Here is a 19,052-nt window from a genome sequence, read left to right on the forward strand (position 1 = left end):
CGGAAAAGGGGGGACGGAGTGTCAGTGGTGGCTGCGAGACTCGCATGCATGGAAAAGATCAACTCCCGAGAGGCACTGGTCAAGGCGGTCAGCGCGGGGGCCCGGGTCAAGTACCTGCACTTCTGGGGCCACCGGGCGCGGGCCGATGGCCGGGTGGGGCCGAGCTGTCTGAGCCAGTGGTGGCGGTCGCCGTTCACGGTGGACGGGGTGGCCTACGCGACCGCCGAGCACTGGATGATGGCGGCCAAGGCGCGGCTGTTCGACGACACGGAGGCGGAGCAGCGGGTGCTGGCCGCGGAGCATCCGTCCCAGGCCAAGAAGGCGGGGCGGCTGGTGCGCGGCTTCGACGAGGCGATATGGGAGCGCGAGCGCTTCGGAATCGTGCTCGAGGGCAGCGTCCACAAGTTCGCCGCGCACGCGGATCTGCGGGAGTTCCTGGTGAACACCGGCGATCGGGTCCTGGTCGAGGCAAGCCCCGTGGACCGGGTGTGGGGCATAGGCCTCGCGGCGGACGACGAGGCGGCAACCGACCCGGAACGCTGGCGGGGCCCGAACCTGCTGGGCTTCGCGCTGATGGAGGCACGGGAACGGTTGCGGGAGGAGTGACCGGGCCCCCGCCCGCGCCGGGCGGGGCGGATGGCCGGGCGACACGGAGCCGGGCCGAGCGAGGCGAGCGAGCCAAGCCAGGCGAGGCAGGCACGCCGGACCAGGCGGGCGGCAGCGCACCAGTCTCGTCCGTCGCTCCCGAGGGAGCCGGCGGCTGCGGCAGGTCCGCCGTCACCTCGGACTCGGACCCGCCGGTCCGCGCAGCGTCCGGCTTCTCCTCGCGCACCGGCCGCACCACTGCGGTCTCCTGCGAGCCGGGCCGAACAAGCGGGCGAGGCAGGCGGGCGACCGGGCGACACGAGCCCCGCCAGGCGAGACAGGCGGGCAGCCGGGCAGCTGGGCGATACGAGCCGAGCCAGGCGCGCCAGACAGGCCAGCGGGGCGACCCGAGCCGGGTGCAGCGGGCCGGCCGGTGAGGCAGACGGGGTGGGCGGTGTCAGGCGTTGGTCGTCAGTGGGGCCGACAGGCTGGGGGCGGAGTTGTAGGAGGGGCCCTCGTCCACGTTGTTCCGCTCGTCGTGCACGGTGGCGACGAGCGCGACGATCATCAGGGCCAGCGTGGCGATGCCGAGGACGATCCCGACGATGCCCGTGATGAAGCCCGCCTGGGCCTGGCCACGGTTGTTGGCCTCGCCCCGGTCCGCCCGCCGCTTCCCCTTGACGCCGAAGACGACCGCGAGCACTCCGAGGACGACGGAGACGATGCCGTACATGCAGAACAGGCAGCAGGACAGGATGCCCAGCACCAACGCCGCGGTACCCATGCCGTTCTGGGGGTACGGCTGCATACCGGGCCAGCCGTAGCCCTGCGGGTAGGCGGGGTAGCCGTATCCGCCGGGTGCCGCCGGGCCCTGCGGGCCGACGCCGGGGCCGGTCGGCGCTATCGGCGGGGGCGGTACGGCGGACTCGGACCAGCCGTCGGGGGCGGGGGGCACATAGCCGGGGGCGCCGAACCCGGGCGGGGCGAAGCCGTCGCCCGGCAGGGACGTCACCGTGGCCTGGTCGTGCACCTGCGGCGGCGACACGGGCGGCGGGCCGCCCTTCTCCAGCGAGGTCTTGCGCTCCGGCGGCGCCCACGGGTCGTGGTCTGCTCCTGCGCCCCCGCGCGGCTCTGTCTGGTCCGCCACGTTCCGTGTCCCCCTCGGTCGATCGTCACGCCATCGTATAAGCCCTGTCCCAGCGGTCGGGCCGCCCGGTCGGTCAGCGCTTCCCGCGACGGCGGCACCGCCGCGTCGGGACCCGTCCTACGATGATCCCGACCCACCGATCAGCCGATCACCCGCGTCCCGCCCGGGCCAGCCGCCCCGGGGCGCCGTTCCGGGGAGGAACCCTTGACCCAGCACCTGGGCGCTTTCGCCGCTGCGCCGCGCGACCTGCACGCCTTCATCGCCGGACTGCCCAAGGCCGAACTCCATGTCCACCACGTCGGCTCCGCCTCCCCCCGGATCGTCTCGGAGCTGGCCGCCCGGCACCCCGACTCCAAGGTGCCCACCGACCCCGAGGCCCTGGTCGACTACTTCACCTTCACGGACTTCGCCCACTTCATCGAGGTGTACCTGTCCGTCGTGGACCTGATCCGCACCCCGGAGGACGTACGGCTGCTGACGTACGAGGTGGCCCGGGATCTGGCCCGGCAGCAGGTGCGCTACGCCGAGCTGACCGTCACCCCGTGGTCCTCGACCCGCCGCAACATCGACGAGCGCGCCTTCATGGACGCCATCGAGGACGCCCGCAAGGCGGCGGAGGCCGAGTTCGGGACGGTGCTGCGCTGGTGCTTCGACATCCCCGGCGAGGCAGGTCTCGAGGCCGCCGAGGAGACGACGCGGCTCGCCACCGACGACCGGCTGCGGCCTGAGGGGCTGGTGTCGTTCGGGCTCGGCGGGCCCGAGATCGGGGTGGAGAGGCCGCAGTTCAAGCCGTATTTCGACCGGGCGATCGCGGCGGGGCTTCGCTCCGTGCCGCACGCCGGCGAGACCACAGGACCGGAGACGGTGTGGGACGCGCTCACCCATCTGCGGGCCGAGCGCATCGGGCACGGCACGAACTCCTTCCAGGACCCGAAGCTCCTCGCGCACCTCGCCGAGCACCGGATCCCGCTGGAGGTCTGCCCGACCTCCAACATCGCCACGCGCGCGGTCCGCAGCCTCGACGAGCACCCGATCAAGGAGTTCGTGAAGGCCGGGATCGTGGTCACCATCAACTCCGACGATCCGCCGATGTTCGGCACCGACCTCAACAACGAGTACGCGGTCGCCGCACGGCTGTTGAACCTCGACGCGGAGGGCATCGCCGCGCTCGCCAAGAGCGCCGTCGACGCCTCCTTCCTCGACGAGAGCGGCAAGGCCGCGATCCGGGACGAGATCGACTCCTACACCTCGGCCTGGCTCGCCCCCTGACGCCCTCCCGCAGGACGACCTCCACAATGGGGCCATGCAGAACCTGACCGCCGTGGCCCATCGCGGCGACCCCTACCGCGTCCGCGAGAACACGATCGGCTCGCTGCGTTCCGCGCTCCGACAGGGCGCGGACGCGGTCGAGGTCGACGTACGGCTCACCAAGGACGGCGTGCCCGTGCTGCTGCACGACGAGACGCTGAAACGGCTGTGGGAGCACGAGCGCCCGCTCCGCTCGCTGTCCGCGGCCGAGGTGCGCGGTCTCACGGACGGCGGGGTGCCGACGCTCGCGGAGGCGCTGGCCGCCACCGACGGCACCCGGATGATGCTGGACCTTCCGGGGCTGCGGGACGTGCGGGCGGCGCGCCGCATCGTGGACGCCGTACGGGAGGCGGGGGCGGCCGACCGCGTCTACTACACCGCCGACGCCACCGCGATGCTCGCCGTCCGCGCCGCCGACACCTCCGCCGAGATCGCCCTGACCTGCACCAGCGTGGCGCCGCCGCGCCCCGCGCTGCTCGCGGCGGTGAAGCCGCGCTGGCTCAACTACCGCTTCTCCCTGGTGGACCGCGACCTGGCCGCCCGCGTCCACCACGACGGGTATCTGCTGTCGGTCTGGACCCCGGACACCCGCCGCTCCATGCGCCGCCTCATCGACCTCGGCGTCGACTCGATCACGACCAACCGCATCGACGTCCTCTGCGCCCTGCGGAACGGCGGCTGACCGGCTACACCCGTGAGCGCTGGGGCACCGTCGCCGGATCGCCCGGGGTCGCGCGGGTGACGTACTGCGGGACCGGGGTGTCGTCCTTGCCGGTGTCGCGGACCAGGCCGTAGCGGATCGCGCCCTGGGCAGGGCCGGTGGTGACGTCCTTCTCGACGGCGTCCCAGGTGGTCGGGGAGACGTACAGGTTGTAGTCGGCGCCGCGTTCGTTCACGGTGAGGGTGACGCTGCCGTCGACGTAGAAGTACTCGTTCTGCCACATCTGCTGGGTGCCGGGCGGCAGGACGGCGAAGCCGGTGGCCTTGCTGCCCATGCCGGTGGCCGTGGGGTCGGTGCTGCTGACACGGTCGTCCATGCGGCGGCCGCCGCCCGAGGCCACATGGAAGAGCTTTCCCTTGAGGCCGGTCCAGCTCGGCGGGACCAGGCTACCGGGCCGGTACTGCGGCGCGACCTGCCAGACGACCTGGACATAGCCCTGGCCGGTGAGCGTGACGCTGTCCCCGCGGTGGTTCAGCTGGGCGTGCGCGCCGCCGGTGCTGGTGATGCCGGACGCGGGCCGGTGCGGGAGGGCGGCGGGCGGTCTGTCCGGGGCGGGCGCCTTGTCCACGGCGTCGACGACGCTGCCGTAGAGCTCGGTCTTCTGCTTCGTCCTCGTCACCGAGGGGGACGGGGAGGGCGTGGGCGAGGCGGACGGGGGCGGCGGGCGGTGGGTGCTCGACGCCGTGGGGGTGTCCGATGCACGCGGGGGCGGGAGGCTCGGGGTCTGTGTGACGACGTAGGCGCCGCCCGCGACGATGGTCGCGCTCGCCGTGACGGCGACGGCGGGCTTGGTCAGGACGCCGAGCACCTTGGCGGACCAGCCGACGGAAGTGGCGGCCGCCGCCGTCTTGCCGCCGAGGGCCAGGGAGAGCGTGAAGCCGACCGGCACCGGCACGAGCGCGATGCCGGCCAGGAGCCGCTCCGCCGGTACGACCGACTCGCGGGCGTCGCCGCAGTAGCCGCAGCCCCTGATGTGCCGGGCCAGCCGCTTGCGCCAGACCGAGTCGGGACGCCCGTCCCAGCGGCCGGTCAGCTCCCGCAGCTGCGGACATGCTCCGTCGAGCGCACGTACGATCCCGCGCGAGATCTCCAGACGCTCCTTCATCCGCTGGACGCGTACGGCGGCGTGCTGCCTGCTGATGCCGACGGCCGCCGCCAGCTCCCGCCGGGTCAGCTCGCCCGCGACCTCCAGCCACCACAGCGACAGCAACTGCCGGTCCTCGTCGTCCAGCCAGCGCACCGCCTCCGCGACCTCGCGCCGCTGCCCCTCCAACTGCAGCCGCAGCACGGTGAGTTCGGCGAAGTCGGTGGCTTCGCGGGCGGCGCCCTCGTCCAGTTGCCGGGGGGACCTGCGGCGCGCCCGGTCCCGTATCTGCCGCATGGCGATCGCCATCAGCCAGGACCGGAAGCTGTCCGGGTCACGGAGCGAGCCGAGGTTGTCCACGGCGCGCAGCATGGTCTCCTGGACGACGTCGTCGACGTCGGCATGGCCGTTCAGGGCACGGCCGACGACGTTGTAGACCAGTGGCAGCCAGCCCGCGACGAGATCGTCCAGCGCCTGCCGGTCACCGGCCTGCGCTGCCGCGATGGTGGAGCGCCACTGCTGCCCGGCCCTCTCGTCCACGTACGTCCTCTCCCGGGTCATATGCCGCTGGACCGCACCTTCTCAGGCGTACCGGGGGTGGTGGCTATGTCGGGGATCACAGTGGGCGCCGGGTGCGGGCGGGGCATGTGGGGGCTCCCGGGTGTGAGGGGAATGCGGGACGCGAGAGGAGACGCGATGGAGTCGGACGGGATAACACTTTTTCGGTGAGCCGCGCCCGACGGCCGGTGACCGTCAGTGCCCGTAGGGGCGATCCCCCACAACGCCCGCACTCCGTAAGGGACTTGCTCCGGGACCGGTCAGGGATTCATGCCCTCCTCAGCGACGATCCGTGTCGCCTCCGCCACCCCGAGGATGATCTACGACCCCCTGCCACCGAGCCTCAGGAGCAGCCGATGCGCGCCCGCACCTCGACGATCCTCGCCGCCTCCCTCGTCCTCGCCCTGACCGCCGGTCCGCTGGCCGCGCCCGCGTTCGCCGCGACCACGCCCGCCTCCGTGTCCGCCCCCGCCGCCACCGGCCCCGACACCGACGCGCTGCGTGCCGCCATCGCGGGGCTGCCCGACACGGACGCGACCTCCGCGACCATCCGCGTCGGCGGCAACGGGACGTGGCACGGCACGGCCGGCGTGCGGGACGCCCGGACCGGGGCGCCGGCGCTGGAGAACGGGCGTTTCCGGGCCGGTTCCGTGACGAAGGTGGTCACCGCGGCGATCGTGCTGCAACTGGCCGCGGAGGGCCGTATCCACCTGGACGGCACCGTGCAGCAGTATCTGCCCGGCCTCCTCACCCAGGAGTTCGAGCCCATAACGGTACGGGAGTTGCTCAACTACACCAGCGGTCTGCAGTCGGGCGCCTCCCTCGGGGACACGGTCGAGGACGGGTACCCGCACCGTTTCGAGACGCTGACCCCGCGGCAGGTCGTGGCGGCCTCCGTCGCCAAGGGCCCGGCGTACGCACCCGGCACACGGCAGGACTACGACAACATCCACTACACGGTCCTCGGCATGCTCATCGAGAAGGTGACCGGCGACTCGTACGCGCACCAGGCCGAGGTTCGGATCTTCCGGCCGCTCGGCATGCGGGACAGCTCGTTCCCCGTCGGCGCCGACCCCCGCATCCACGGTCCCCACAACCGCGGGTACGACTGGATCGACGGCAGGCTGGTGGACGTGACCGACTGGAACATGTCCGACCGGTTCGCCGCCGGGGACCTGATCTCCACGACCGCCGATCTGCAGCGACTGCTGGTGGGGCTGTTCCGCGCCAGGGTCGTGCCCGAGCCGCAGCTCAGGGAGATGTTCACGCTTCCCGACGCGCCCGGTGCACGGTACGCGGCGGCACTGGAGCGGTTCGAACTGAACGGCAGGGTGATCTGGGGCAAGACCGGCTCGCGGCCCGGCTACGCCACGGTGATCGCCGCCACCCCCGATCTCTCCCGCACCCTGGTCTACTCGGTCACCTCGACCGACGCCAAGGGCGACGGCCAGGCGACCGCCGAGCGTTTCGCCTACCCCGCCTTCAACCGCTGAGAAGCCCCCACACCCAGCCCCTCCAGCCGCTTGATCTTCTTCCGTACGACGTACAGCGGGAGCACCCCGAAGACCCCGAACGACATGTCGATCACCGACCACCAGAAGGGGATCCCCCGGAGCGGTCCGCAGATCAGGGCGAGCGGGATGATCCCGGCGCAGGCGATCATCGCGAACTCGACGACCCAGATGTTGCGGACCGGGTCCCGGTAGGGGCCGTAGAAGGCGACCGCGATGACGAGGTGGGCGAAGGCGAGCCAGTCCGTGCCGTAGAGCAGGAAGGGGTAGTCGGCGTCGGCGGTGTCGAGTCCGTGCCGGACGCGCTCGATCCAGTCCATGAGGGCGGGCACGTGGTCCGGTACGGACAGCGACCTCAGCAGGTCCTCGGTCCAGTGCAGTTCGTGGACCAGAGGGAAGGCCGTGGCACCGCTGAGCACCAGGCAGACGACGAAGAAGACCAGCCAGGCGCGGATGCCCTTCAACAGGGCGGCTCTGTCGCTCATTGCAGCAGCGTACGCCCATTGTTGAACGTGTTCAAAACCGCTGTCGGTCACCTGCTGGAGGGGACGGCACCTCCGATACGGGCCGACTGTGCGACCGTCGGCACGGAGCTTGCGGACGGCTGGACGGTTCGGCGGGCCGGCGGACGGCTGGGGACCGTGGAGGGGCTGACGCTGGGAGCGGGAGTGTCCGGGGTGCGTGCCGTCTTCGACGGAGGCAGCGTCGAGGGACTGCTCGCCGGCGGCGGGGCCAGAGGGACCACCGGGGAGGCCGGGCCGTCGGAGGCGGTCAGATGCAGGGGCAGCGCTACGAGAGCGGCGACACCGCAGGTCAGGGCCGCTCCGGCGGCCGCGCGCAGGAGGCGGCGGCGGGATGCGCCGCGGCGGATCTCCTCGTAGCGGCCGGGGGGTGCGCCGAGGTACTCGGCGGGGGGCCGCAGGAGGACGGTGAGCGGGTCCTCGGGGTCGAAGTCCGGGCCCTCGTCAGAGTGTGTGATCAAGGCTTCTCCTCAGGTGGGCGCGGAGCAGTTCGCGGGCCGTGTGGAGGTCGGCCTTGACGGTTCCTTCCTTGCGTCCGGTCAGCACGGACACCTCCCGGATCGGCATGTCAGCGTAGTAGTGCAGCAGGATCGGGACGCGCAGTCGTTCCGGGAGGGACTGCACGAGCAGCCGCACCGAGGGGTCCGTCTGTTCGGGATGCGGGGCCACCGCGACCTCCGTGGTCGCCCGGCGCACGGCTCTGCGTTCGCGCTCCAGCTTGCGCCAGTGGTCCCGGACGAGGTTGGCCGCGGTGACGTAGAGGAAGCCCCGCGGCTCCGCCACGGACGTCCAGCGGGCCCAGAGCCGGGTGAACGCCTCCGAGGCGATCTCGTGGGCCGTCTCGTCGTCGTCGACCAGCCGGCGGCACCAGCCGGCGAGACGCGGATAGAGGGCGGCGAACAGCTCGGACGCGGCCTTCTCACGGGACCGTTTCAACGTTCTCCAGGGTCGTAGGGGCGCTTGTGGAGGAAGACCCCGGGCCGACGGCGTACGTTCCGCCGGCCCGGGTTCCGGGTGGCCGGGTCAGGGGCCGGCGGAGCTCAGCGTCGCGAAGACGATCACGTTGTCGAGATAGCCGTCACCGGTCCGCTTGCCGCCGCAGGTGATGAGCCGCAGCTCCGGCCGGTTCACGTTCCCGTACACCTCCTCCGACGGGAAGTGGGCCTTGGCCACCGTGCGGACGTCGGTCACGGCGAACACCGCAGCCGTGCCGTTCTCCAGGCGTGTCACGATCTTCTCGCCGCGGTGCAGCTCCCCCAGGCGCCGGAAGACGCCGTCCCCGTAGGCGCCGACCGTGACATGACCGAGGATCACCGACGGTCCGGTCTGGCCCGGCGTCGGGGAGTGTTCGTACCAGCCCGCCCGGTCGTGCGCCGCGATCGGCGGCACCTGCACGCTGCCGTCCGCCGCAAGGCCCAGCTTCATCACCGGGGTGTCGACCCCGATGGCCGGTATCCGGAGCCCGACCGGGATGGATCGCCCCACCGCGGACACCGACTTGGCGGACCTGGCCGGGGGCGGCGCGGAGGCGGACGGCGTGCTCGTGGGGCTCCCGGTGGTGGCACCGGGGCCGCCGCAGGCGACCAGCAGTGCGGCCAGCGCCATGGCGGCGAGGGCACGCCCGGAGCGCGGACTCATGCCCCGTTCGCCTGCCGGCGGCGTACGAGGAAGACGGCGCCGCCGCCGAGGACGACGGCCGCGGCGGCGCCCCCGCCGACCAGCGCACCCGTGTGGGAGGAGCCCGAAGTCGTCGGCGCCACACCGGTGTTCGGCGCACCGCTCGGCACGACGGAGACCTGGCCCGAGGACGGCACCCGGCTCGGGGCCGCGCTCGGCCGGGCACTCGGGGCGGTGGTGGCGCTGGGACGGGCACTGGGGGCGGAGGTGGGTGCCTGGCTGGCGCTGGGGACGGGGCTCGGGCTCGTCTTCACCCCGTCGGCGAACGCGGGCACCGCGCCCGCCAGCACGGCGGTGCACGCAAGTGCCATGGCACTGAGGCCGGTTCGGCGCATGAATCGCTCTCTTTCGTCGGTCCGCCCGGTGGTCGACCGGCGGACTGTGTGACTGATCGAGCGGAGAGACGAGGCAGCACGGAGGGAGGTTGTAAAGAGCTGGCAAAGCCGCTCGAGGGGGCGGGATCCGGCCATTCATCGGGGAATTGGTGACGACCGTGTGCGCGGGTCTTGAAGGTGGCTTGCGGCCGTTCTTGTCATGACGTAGGTACGTGAATCATGAACCTTTTCACCCGTGCTGCGTCCCTGCGCCGCCCGGTTCCCCCCACCGCCACCGCCCCGCAACGCCCCCTCGGTCCCCCGGCGTTCGCCCCCACAGCGAACCGCCCGGACCCCGCTCTCGCGGCGCTGACCGGAGAGTGGGTGATCGACCCGGCGCACAGCCGTATCGGTTTCTCCGTCCGCCACGCCATGGTGACCACCGTGCGCGGGGCATTCACCGAGTACCAGAGCCGGCTCTACTTCGACGGCCGCGATCCCTCCCGTTCACGCGCCGAGATCGTCCTGTCCACGGCGTCCGTCGACACCGGCGTGGAACAGCGCGACGCGCATCTGATCGGCCGTGACTTCCTGGATGCGGCGAACCATCCGCGGATGCGCTTCGTCAGTACGACGGTCCAGCTCGTGGAGCCCGACGTCTACCGCATGAACGGCGAGCTCACCATCAAGAACACCACCCGCCCCGTCGACCTGGAGCTCACCTACATCGGGCACGTCGTCGACGCGTTCGGGGACGAGCGGGTGGGCTTCGACGGCACGACCACCATCAACCGCTCCGAATGGGGCCTGACGTACAGCCAGAAGCTGGCGGAGGGCGGCGCCATGGTGAGCGAGAAGGTACGCCTCCAGTTCGACATCGCCGCCATCCGCACCCTGCCCGCCTGACCGGGGCGGTGCCGCTGCCCGCCCCCGCGCCTCACAACCCCACGATCCTGTTCCACCTCTTCGCGAACTCCACCCGCTCCGTCGACGTGATGTCCCGGGCGATCACGAGCCGTTTGCGCATCTCGGCGTCCGGGAAGATCAGCGTGTTCTCGGCGAGGGCCGCGGTGTCCTTGTCCTTGGCGGCCGCGAGGACGTCCTGCGCGGCGGGGACGGGGCAGACGTAGTTCACCCAGGCGGCGAGTTCGGCGGCGACCTCGGGCGCGTAGTAGTAGTCGACGAGCCGCTCGGCGTTCCTCTTGTGCGCCGCGCGGTCCGGGATCATCAGGGAGTCGGCCCACAGCTCCGCGCCCTCCTCGGGCACGACGAAGCGGATGTGCGGGTTGTCGGCCTGCAGCTGGATGACATCGCCGGAGTACGCCTGGCAGGCCAGGACGTCGCCGCTGACCAGGTCCTTGGTGTAGTCGTTGCCGGTGAAGCGGCGGATGTGGCCCTGCGCGACGTACTTCTCGACCTGGTCGCAGACCTTGTGGAAGTCGGCCGCCCTCCACCTGGTGATGTCGACGCCGTTGCCCTGCATCAGCAGCGCGAACGCCTCGTCCAGGCCGGACAGCAGGGTCACCCGCCCCTTGAGGTCGCTCGCCCACAGGTCCGAGACATGGCGGATCTCGCGGCCGAGCCGGCTGCGGTCGTACGCGATGCCGGTGATGCCCGACTGCCACGGCACCGAGTACCTGCGGCCCGGGTCGAAGGCGGGCGAACGCAGCTGTGGGTCAAGGTGCTCGGCCACGTTCGGCTGCCCGGCCCGGTCCATCTCCTGGACCCATCCGAGCCGCACGAACCGCGCGCACATCCAGTCGCTCATGACGATCAGATCGCGGCCGGTGCGCTGATGGTTCATCAGAGCGGGGCTGATCTTGCCGAAGAACTCGTCGTTGTCGTTGATCTCCTCGGTGTACTCGACGGAGATCCCCGTGCGCTTCTCGAAGGCCTCCAGCGTGGGCCGCCGGTTCGGGTTGTCGTCGTCGGTGTCGATGTACAGCGGCCAGTTCGCCCAGCTCAGCCGCTTGTCGCGGGCGGACAGATCAGCGACGGCACGGTCACCGGGCCGCACATACGCGGCGGGCACCCCGCAGCCGGCCAGACCGCCGAACACCGCACCACCGCCCAGCGCGCGCAGCAGGGACCGACGGGAGGGGGCGGAGGTCTTCGGCGTGAGGGGCATGGGCGCAGCATGCCGTCCCTGCCTGTACGCCGACAATCGACGCAGCGTCGAGTGCGCCCGCACGGGCCGGACACCCTGTCGAACGGCGCGGCCCCGGACGGTGGTTGATCCGTCCGGGGCCGCGTCACGCCCTAGGAACTAGGCGTCCAGCGAGGTCATCACGTGCTTGATCCGCGTGTAGTCCTCGAACCCGTACCCCGACAGGTCCTTGCCGTAGCCGGACTTCTTGAACCCGCCGTGCGGCATCTCCGCGACCAGCGGGATGTGCGTGTTGATCCACACGCAGCCGAAGTCCAGCTTCTTGGACATCCGCATCGCACGGCCGTGGTCCTTGGTCCACACCGACGAGGCGAGCGCGTACTCGACGCCGTTGGCCCACTCCACGGCCTGGTCCTCGTCCGTGAAGGACTGGACGGTGATGACGGGACCGAAGACCTCCTTCTGGATGATCTCGTCGTCCTGCTTCAGGCCCGAGACCACGGTCGGCGCGTAGAAGTAGCCCTTGTCGCCGACCTGGTGACCGCCGGCCTCGACCTTGGCGTGCGCGGGCAGCCGCTCGATGAAGCCGGCCACCTGCTTGAGCTGGTTGGGGTTGTTGAGCGGGCCGAACAGCACGTCCTCGTCGTCCGGCTGCCCGGTCTTCGTCTCGGCCGCGGCCTTCGCGAGCGCCGCCACGAACTCGTCGTGGATGCCCTCCTGGACGAGGACGCGGGTGGCCGCCGTACAGTCCTGGCCGGCGTTGAAGAAGCCCGCGACGGAGATGTCCTCCACGGCCTTGGCGATGTCGGTGTCCTCGAAGACGACGACCGGCGCCTTGCCGCCCAGCTCCAGGTGGACCCGCTTGAGGTCCTTGGACGCCGACTCGGCGACCGACATGCCCGCCCGCACGGAGCCGGTGATGGAGGCCATCGCCGGGGTCGGGTGCTCGACCATCAGCCGGCCGGTGTCGCGGTCGCCGGTGATGACGTTGAAGACGCCCTTGGGCAGGATCGACCCGATGATGTCGGCGATCAGGACGGTCGACGCGGGAGTGGTGTCCGACGGCTTGAGCACGACCGTGTTGCCCGCCGCGATCGCCGGGGCGAACTTCCACACGGCCATCATCATCGGGTAGTTCCACGGCGCGACCTGCGCGCAGACGCCGACCGGCTCGCGGCGGATGATGGACGTCATCCCGTCCATGTACTCACCGGCCGAGCGGCCCTCCAGCATCCGGGCCGCGCCCGCGAAGAAGCGGATCTGGTCGACCATCGGCGGGATCTCCTCGGACCGCGTGAGCCCGATCGGCTTGCCGGTGTTCTCCACCTCGGCCGCGATGAGCTCCTCGGCCCGCTCCTCGAAGGCGTCCGCGATCTTCAGCAGGGCCTTCTGCCGCTCGGCCGGGGTCGTGTCGCGCCAGCCCGGGAAGGCAGCGGCGGCCGCGGCCATGGCGGCATCCACGTCCGCCTGACCCGACAGCGGCGCGGTCGCGTACGCCTCGCCCGTCGCGGGGTTGACCACCTCGGTGGTCCGTCCGTCGGCGGCGTCCCGGAACTCACCGGCGATGTAGTTCTGTAGCTTGCGCAGCCGTCCCAGCTCGGTGCCCACTGCCGACCCTCCAGGTTCGAGTGATCCAACGTGTCCATTGAATGAGACACCCACACTAATCCGATCGCCCACGTTTTCAACACCCCCAGTCGCACCAAGGCTGCGAAATCCGCAGGTCTCGCTCATGTAAACAACGAATTTCATCGGTCTGCCCTTGCGGAACCGTCGAGACGTCGTGCACAGTGAGGTCGTGGCCAGTCGAAGCGCAGAGCAAAGGGACTCGTCCCGCGAGTCCAGGAACGGCAGTCCCCATCTGGATGCCGTCTCCCTCGCCATCATCGAACAGCTCCAGGAGGACGGCCGCCGGCCGTACGCCGCGATCGGCAAGGCCGTGGGCCTGTCCGAGGCGGCCGTGCGCCAGCGCGTCCAGAAGCTGCTCGACCAGGGCGTGATGCAGATCGTCGCCGTCACGGACCCGCTCACCGTGGGCTTCCGCCGGCAGGCGATGGTCGGCGTCAACGTCGAGGGCGACGTGGAGAAGATCGCCGAAGCGCTGACTGACATGTCGGAAGTCGAGTACGTGGTGATGACCGCGGGCTCGTTCGACATCCTCGCCGAGATCGTCTGCGAGGACGACGACCACCTGCTGGACGTCATCAACAAACGCATCCGGGCGCTGCCCGGCGTGCGCTCCACCGAAAGCTTCGTCTATCTGAAGCTGAAGAAGCAGACATACATGTGGGGAACCCGATAACCGTGAGGACCCGATAACCGTGAGCTCCAAGGACCTCAGCAAGACCGCGTACGACCACCTGTGGATGCACTTCACCCGCATGTCCTCGTACGAGAACTCCCCCGTGCCGACGATCGTGCGCGGCGAGGGCACCTACATCTACGACGACAAGGGCAAGCGCTACCTCGACGGTCTCGCGGGCCTGTTCGTGGTCCAGGCCGGTCACGGCCGCACGGAGCTCGCCGAGACCGCCTTCAAGCAGGCGCAGGAGCTGGCGTTCTTCCCGGTGTGGTCCTACGCCCACCCGAAGGCCGTGGAGCTGGCCGAGCGCCTCGCCGACGAGGCCCCGGGCGACCTGAACAAGGTCTTCTTCACCACCGGTGGCGGCGAGGCGGTCGAGACCGCCTGGAAGCTCGCCAAGCAGTACTTCAAGCTGGTCGGCAAGCCCACCAAGTACAAGGTCATCTCCCGTGCGGTCGCCTACCACGGCACCCCGCAGGGCGCCCTGTCGATCACCGGCCTGCCGGGCCTGAAGGCCCCCTTCGAGCCGCTGGTCCCGGGCGCGCACAAGGTCCCGAACACCAACATCTACCGCGCGCCGATCTACGGCGACGACCCGGAGGCGTTCGGCCGCTGGGCCGCCGACCAGATCGAGCAGCAGATCCTCTTCGAGGGCCCGGACACGGTCGCCGCGGTCTTCCTGGAGCCGGTGCAGAACGCCGGCGGCTGCTTCCCGCCGCCGCCCGGCTACTTCCAGCGCGTGCGCGAGATCTGCGACCAGTACGACGTGCTGCTGGTCTCGGACGAGGTCATCTGCGCCTTCGGCCGCCTCGGCACCACGTTCGCGTGCGACAAGTTCGGCTACGTCCCGGACATGATCACCTGCGCCAAGGGCATGACCTCGGGCTACTCCCCGATCGGCGCGTGCATCGTCTCCGACCGCCTGGCCGAGCCGTTCTACAAGGGCGACAACACCTTCCTGCACGGCTACACCTTCGGCGGCCACCCGGTCTCCGCCGCGGTCGGCCTCGCCAACCTCGACCTGTTCGAGCGCGAGGGCCTCAACCAGCACGTGCTCGACAACGAGGGTGCCTTCCTCTCCACCCTGCAGAAGCTGCACGACCTGCCGATCGTCGGCGACGTCCGCGGCAACGGCTTCTTCTACGGCATCGAGCTGGTGAAGGACAAGGCCACCAAGGAGTCCTTCAACGACGAGGAGACCGAGCGCGTCCTGTACGGCTTCCTCTCCAAGGCCCTGTTCGACAACGGCCTGTACTGCCGTGCCGACGACCGCGGCGACCCGGTCATCCAGCTCGCCCCGCCGCTGATCTCCGACCAGCAGACCTTCGACGAGATCGAGCAGATCCTGCGCGCCACGCTGACGGAGGCCTGGACGAAGCTCTGACCTCCCGGCGGTTCAGCCGTTTATACGGCCCGGGGTGCACCCGTTCGAGTGAGAAGGGTGCACCCCGGGCCGCGTGCTGTCCGGCGTCGGCGCCCCCGCTCCTTAGCGTGCCTGGTAACCGATCGGCCCTGTCCTCGTTCCCCCGCACGGGGGAACAAAGATCACGGGAACCACAGATCCGAACCGAGGTGTACGCCCATGGAGGCCCCGCCGGACAACGACGTGCTCTGGGCACGCTCACTGCATTTCCAGCACAGTGACGGCTCGCCCGCGCTCAGCGGCGTCTCGTTCGGCGTCCGGGAGGGCGAGATCCTCGCCGTCAGCGGCCCCCGGGGCAGCGGGAAGACGACCCTGCTGCGCTGTCTGTCGGGCCTGGTGACGCCCCAGCGGGGCGAGGTCTGGTTCAACAGCGTGCCGGTCCACACCATGGCCCAGCCGGCCCGGGAGCGGCTGCGCCGCGACCGCTTCGGCTGGATCGACCCGGCCCCCGTGCTCGTACCCGAACTGAACGCCTGGGAGAACGCCGCCCTCCCGCTGATGCTGCGCGGCACCAGCCGCGAGCGCGCTCGGACGGCCGCCCTGGAGTGGCTCGAACGCCTCGACGTCGGCGACCTGTCCCGCCGGCGCCCGCACGAGATGAAGCAGTCCGAGCGGCAGCGCGTGACGATCGCCCGGGCCCTGGCCCTGGGCCCCACCGTCCTCTTCGCCGACGAGCCCACCGCCCCCCTGCACCGTGCCGACCGCGCCCACGTCCTGCGTACGCTCACCACGGCGGCCCGTTCGCACGGCATCACGGTCGTCGTGGCCACCCACGACCAGGAGACCGCGGCCATCGCCGACCGTACGCTGTCGCTCCTCGACGGCCGCTGTGTGAACACGGTCCACCTGCCGCCGGTGGCCGAGACGGAAGGCCGGGCCCCGTGCTCGCTCTCCGTCTGACCCGCGGCGCCCACCCGGCCGTACAGCTGCGCCGCCTCCTGGTGGCGGTGGCCGCGGCCGGCACGGGCTTCCTCCTGCTGTGCGCCCTCGGTTACGCGATGAGCCATCCGGGCAACCCCAGCGGCTCGGCCCTCCGTCTCGCCTTGTGCCTGACCCCGCTGGCCGCCACCGTTCACTTCGCGGTGGCGGTGGCCCGCACCGACCCCGGCACGAAACCCCGCGGAGGCCTCTCGGCCATCGGGCTGGGCCCGTTCCGTCTGATGGCGGTGTCGGCCACGACGACGGCTCTGTCCTGCACGCTGGGCTCGCTGCTGGCCCTCCTCGTCTTCGTCGACCTCCGCGGCGACCTCACAGGCACCCCCTTCGACGGCGCGGCCTCGGTGTTCCTGGCCGCCGACCAGCCACTGCCCGTCCCCGCGGCCCTCACCCTGCTGGCGCTGATCCCGGCGACCGCGTCGGTGACGGTGGCGCTCGTCCTCCTCCCACGCGACGCGAGGCCGGCCGCGGCACGGGCGGTGGCACGGCACTACGGCCGCTTCGGGGCATACGGCCGGACGGTGGCACGGGAGACCTTCGGGACGTACGGCCGCTTCGGCGCACGCTCCCGTACCCGGCCCACGGACAGCCGTACCGGCGGCGCGGCTCCCGAGCCGAAGACGGGCGGCACTCCGCCACCCCAGCCTGCGGGCAGTCGTGCCGCTTGGGCGGCACAGGTGGGCGCAGGCGGCACCCCGCACGCGCGGGCAAGCGAACCCACCCCCACAACACCGCCCCTCGGCGACGACTCGGCCGCTGCTCAGCCGAACCCCTCTCCTGACCACTCCCCCGCACCCAGCACCGTCCCCGCAGGCCTCCCCTGGGGCGTCGCCGTCCTCACCGCGGGCCTGGCCGTGCAGGCCTACGCCACCCGTGCCTCGGCCACCCCAGCACCCCGCCTCCCCGGCGGCCTTGCCACCGGCGCCCCCGCGGTCCTCCTCGGCTGGGTGCTCACCACCCTCGGCCTCGCCGTCGCTGGCCCCGGCCTCGTGTATCTGTGCGGCCGCCTCCTCCAGGCGGGACGCCCCGGCGCCCTCCGGCTGCTGTCCGGTCGCGTCCTCATGGAGGAGGCCACCCGCATCGGCCGCCCCCTCGGCATCGTCTGCGCGGTCGGCTCCGGCACCTACGCCATGGCCGCCCTGTACGAAACGAGCACCCCCGTTTTCGGGCCGCTCACCACCTTCGGCACGCTCCTGGTGTCCGGCTGCACCGTCGCCACGCTGCTCACCGCGGCCGTGGAGGCCAAGCACGCCCGGGCCGACACCACGGCAGCCCTGCTGCGCCTCGGCGCCCCCGCCGCGATGCTGCGCAGCGCCGCCGCCCTCCGGGTGGGCGCACTGCTCGCCCTGTTCGTCCCGCTGACCCTGATCGTGGCGGAGCTGGCGGCCCTGCCGCTGGCCCGCTGAGAACTCGTACGAAGAAATTTCCCGGGAACCGATGAGTTCCGTGCGGGCCTCCCGTCTACCCCTGCGAACGCCACGCATCCGATGGGAGAGACCTCACATGTACCAGCAGATGATCTTCGTGAACCTGGCCACCGACGACGTCGAGGCGTCGAAGAAGTTCTTCACGGAGCTCGGCTACACGATCAACCCGCAGTTCAGCGGCGACGACTGCGCCTGTGTCGTGATCAGCGACACCATCATCACGATGCTGCTCAGCAAGCAGCGGTACGCGGACTTCACGAAGAAGGAGATCGCGGACTCGACGAAGACCAGCGAGGTGCTGATCTGTCTGAGCGCCGAGAGCCGCGAGAACGTCGACGAACTGGTGGGCAAGGCGGTCGCGGCCGGCGGCACCGCCAACGACGACGTCCAGGACCACGGCTACATGTACGGCCGCTCCTTCGACGACCTCGACGGCCACAGCTGGGAGGTCGTGTGGATGGACCCGGCGGCGGTCCAGGGCTGACGCCGCCGCGGGACCCGCTCCCCCATCGCTGTACGCCAATTGCGCCCTTGCCGCCACCGCCACCGGTGCCACCTCCTGGAGCTCCTCCGGTGCCTTTGACCGCCCGGCGCGGCTGGGAGACAGACATCTCCAGCCGCGCCGAGCGAGCCAAATACCTCAGAACGAGGTACCGACGACAGGGTGGGAAGATACGGCGTGCCCTACCACATCGTGACCGTGACGGGATCGCACCGCACTGGCTTCGGTCTCCAGGTCGAGCCCGCCGTCTCCATCAAGGCGTTGGCCGGCCGTGTGTCTGACACGGACGTGCCCGTGCGGGGCGACACTCTCCTTCTGCTTTTTCCCGAGGGCCGCCACGGGCGCGCGATCCTTGCAGACTTCGCCCTGGAAGCTTGGCGCGACGGGGACACGTACTACTGCCGGAGCAGTCCTGATGACCCCGAGTTCGTCCTCGTCATCGGCACCGAGCGCGGGCCGGAGGACCTTCCGCCGGGCACGGAGATCTGGCTGGACGATACGGCTCCCACCGGCGAAGCGCGAAGCGGTGGCTGGAGCCGGATCATCGCGCAGTTCGAGGAACTGCCGTGGGTGAGGGTCGACGCTGATGCGGACCCGGAGGCGTTGCCGTCACAGTGGTCGCCCTCTGAGCCGCCCGAAGATCCGATGACGTGAGGTTCCCGGAGTGCCGGGACGTCGCGCAGCGACACTGCGCTGTCCTGGGCAAACCCTGTGTCCTGCGCGGCGCCACGGCGACCGAGGCCCGCAGAAAGGGGCCCTTGGTCGGCGAACCCGACGACCATGCCTTTGGACGGTCCCGCCGCGGACTGACCACCAAGATCCACCTGGCCACCGGTGGCCGCGGCCGGCCTCTGGTTTTCCTCCACACCGCCGGACAGGCAGAGGGCCGCCGACGGAAACCTTCGAGGAACGGCGTGCCTAGCATGGGC

At 71.1% G+C, this 19,052-nt stretch carries 19 protein-coding genes and 2 pseudogenes; 12 read left to right on the forward strand and 9 right to left on the reverse strand.

Annotation, left to right across the window (positions count from 1 at the left end):
• The first annotated feature begins 48 nt into the window (after window positions 1-48).
• Window positions 49-606, forward strand: coding sequence for an NADAR family protein (locus ACFY1E_RS22975; RefSeq protein ID WP_389078880.1), 558 nt, complete (start codon window positions 49-51; stop codon window positions 604-606).
• Between the two features lie 436 nt (window positions 607-1,042).
• On the opposite strand, the gene ACFY1E_RS22980 is transcribed toward ACFY1E_RS22975, so the two are convergent.
• A complete protein-coding gene (locus tag ACFY1E_RS22980) occupies window positions 1,043-1,732 on the reverse strand; it encodes a DUF4190 domain-containing protein (RefSeq protein WP_389078882.1) in 690 nt (229 codons plus the stop codon).
• 112 nt (window positions 1,733-1,844) lie between these two features.
• On the opposite strand from ACFY1E_RS22980, the pseudogene ACFY1E_RS22985 reads away from it, so the two are divergent.
• Window positions 1,845-3,001, forward strand: a pseudogene (locus ACFY1E_RS22985) (adenosine deaminase); the annotation flags it as partial.
• A 34-nt stretch (window positions 3,002-3,035) separates the two neighbouring features.
• Window positions 3,036-3,722: a glycerophosphodiester phosphodiesterase gene (locus ACFY1E_RS22990; RefSeq protein ID WP_389078884.1), complete on the forward strand. Its 687-nt coding sequence runs from the start codon at window positions 3,036-3,038 to the stop codon at window positions 3,720-3,722.
• Between the two features lie 4 nt (window positions 3,723-3,726).
• Here the strand turns inward: ACFY1E_RS22990 and ACFY1E_RS22995 are convergent, their stop codons facing one another.
• Window positions 3,727-5,406, reverse strand: coding sequence for an RNA polymerase sigma factor (locus tag ACFY1E_RS22995; protein ID WP_389078886.1), 1,680 nt, complete (start codon window positions 5,404-5,406; stop codon window positions 3,727-3,729).
• A gap of 353 nt (window positions 5,407-5,759) precedes the next feature.
• Here ACFY1E_RS22995 and ACFY1E_RS23000 point away from each other — a divergent pair, with 353 nt between their 5' ends.
• Window positions 5,760-6,896, forward strand: coding sequence for a serine hydrolase domain-containing protein (locus ACFY1E_RS23000; protein WP_389078888.1), 1,137 nt, complete (start codon window positions 5,760-5,762; stop codon window positions 6,894-6,896).
• Here ACFY1E_RS23000 and ACFY1E_RS23005 read toward each other — a convergent pair.
• From ACFY1E_RS23005 to ACFY1E_RS23025, 5 genes are all read right to left on the reverse strand, one after another.
• A complete protein-coding gene (locus ACFY1E_RS23005; RefSeq protein ID WP_389078891.1) occupies window positions 6,875-7,399 on the reverse strand; it encodes a hypothetical protein in 525 nt (174 codons plus the stop codon). The two genes, ACFY1E_RS23000 and ACFY1E_RS23005, sit on opposite strands and share 22 nt — an antisense overlap.
• 47 nt (window positions 7,400-7,446) lie before the next feature.
• Window positions 7,447-7,896, reverse strand: a complete 450-nt coding sequence (locus tag ACFY1E_RS23010; RefSeq protein WP_389078893.1) for a hypothetical protein — start codon at window positions 7,894-7,896, stop codon at window positions 7,447-7,449.
• A complete protein-coding gene (locus ACFY1E_RS23015) occupies window positions 7,880-8,371 on the reverse strand; it encodes an RNA polymerase sigma factor (protein ID WP_389078894.1) in 492 nt (163 codons plus the stop codon). The genes ACFY1E_RS23010 and ACFY1E_RS23015 overlap by 17 nt, the downstream gene beginning before the upstream one ends.
• An 87-nt stretch (window positions 8,372-8,458) precedes the next feature.
• The gene (locus tag ACFY1E_RS23020) at window positions 8,459-9,073 is read right to left on the reverse strand and encodes a class F sortase (RefSeq protein ID WP_389078896.1); all 615 of its coding nucleotides are present in this window, start codon (window positions 9,071-9,073) and stop codon (window positions 8,459-8,461) included.
• Window positions 9,070-9,447, reverse strand: coding sequence for a sortase-dependent protein (locus ACFY1E_RS23025; RefSeq protein ID WP_389078899.1), 378 nt, complete (start codon window positions 9,445-9,447; stop codon window positions 9,070-9,072). The genes ACFY1E_RS23020 and ACFY1E_RS23025 overlap by 4 nt, the downstream gene beginning before the upstream one ends.
• Before the next feature lie 219 nt (window positions 9,448-9,666).
• On the opposite strand from ACFY1E_RS23025, the gene ACFY1E_RS23030 reads away from it, so the two are divergent.
• Window positions 9,667-10,332 carry a YceI family protein gene (locus ACFY1E_RS23030; RefSeq protein ID WP_389078901.1) on the forward strand — a complete coding sequence of 222 codons (666 nt, stop codon included), beginning with the start codon at window positions 9,667-9,669 and terminating at the stop codon, window positions 10,330-10,332.
• Window positions 10,333-10,363: 31 nt separating this feature from the next.
• Here ACFY1E_RS23030 and ACFY1E_RS23035 read toward each other — a convergent pair whose 3' ends face one another.
• Window positions 10,364-11,554: a spermidine/putrescine ABC transporter substrate-binding protein gene (locus ACFY1E_RS23035; protein WP_389078903.1), complete on the reverse strand. Its 1,191-nt coding sequence runs from the start codon at window positions 11,552-11,554 to the stop codon at window positions 10,364-10,366.
• A 138-nt stretch (window positions 11,555-11,692) separates the two neighbouring features.
• Window positions 11,693-13,141 (reverse strand): gamma-aminobutyraldehyde dehydrogenase, encoded by a 1,449-nt coding sequence (locus ACFY1E_RS23040; protein WP_389078906.1) that lies wholly within the window; start codon window positions 13,139-13,141, stop codon window positions 11,693-11,695.
• Window positions 13,142-13,316: 175 nt separating this feature from the next.
• Here ACFY1E_RS23040 and ACFY1E_RS23045 point away from each other — a divergent pair, with 175 nt between their 5' ends.
• The 7 genes and pseudogenes from ACFY1E_RS23045 to ACFY1E_RS23075 form a co-directional block, all read left to right on the forward strand.
• On the forward strand, window positions 13,317-13,835 hold the full coding sequence (locus ACFY1E_RS23045) for an Lrp/AsnC family transcriptional regulator (RefSeq protein ID WP_389078908.1): 519 nt from the start codon (window positions 13,317-13,319) through the stop codon (window positions 13,833-13,835).
• Between the two features lie 19 nt (window positions 13,836-13,854).
• Window positions 13,855-15,219, forward strand: a complete 1,365-nt coding sequence (locus ACFY1E_RS23050; RefSeq protein ID WP_389078910.1) for an aspartate aminotransferase family protein — start codon at window positions 13,855-13,857, stop codon at window positions 15,217-15,219.
• 198 nt (window positions 15,220-15,417) lie between these two features.
• Window positions 15,418-16,158 carry an ABC transporter ATP-binding protein gene (locus ACFY1E_RS23055; RefSeq protein WP_389078912.1) on the forward strand — a complete coding sequence of 247 codons (741 nt, stop codon included), beginning with the start codon at window positions 15,418-15,420 and terminating at the stop codon, window positions 16,156-16,158.
• Entirely contained in the window at window positions 16,140-17,600 is a 1,461-nt protein-coding gene (locus ACFY1E_RS23060; RefSeq protein WP_389078915.1) for a hypothetical protein, read from the forward strand. Before ACFY1E_RS23055 ends, ACFY1E_RS23060 begins: the two co-directional genes overlap by 19 nt.
• 97 nt (window positions 17,601-17,697) lie before the next feature.
• Window positions 17,698-18,105 carry a VOC family protein gene (locus ACFY1E_RS23065; protein ID WP_389078917.1) on the forward strand — a complete coding sequence of 136 codons (408 nt, stop codon included), beginning with the start codon at window positions 17,698-17,700 and terminating at the stop codon, window positions 18,103-18,105.
• Window positions 18,106-18,300: 195 nt separating this feature from the next.
• Window positions 18,301-18,777 (forward strand): hypothetical protein, encoded by a 477-nt coding sequence (locus ACFY1E_RS23070; RefSeq protein ID WP_389078920.1) that lies wholly within the window; start codon window positions 18,301-18,303, stop codon window positions 18,775-18,777.
• A gap of 113 nt (window positions 18,778-18,890) precedes the next feature.
• A pseudogene (locus ACFY1E_RS23075) lies at window positions 18,891-19,004 on the forward strand (IS5/IS1182 family transposase); the annotation flags it as partial.
• Window positions 19,005-19,052 lie beyond the last annotated feature (48 nt).

It is taken from the genome of Streptomyces sp. NPDC001604, assembly GCF_042893475.1.
Taxonomy (GTDB): Bacteria; Actinomycetota; Actinomycetes; order Streptomycetales; family Streptomycetaceae; genus Streptomyces.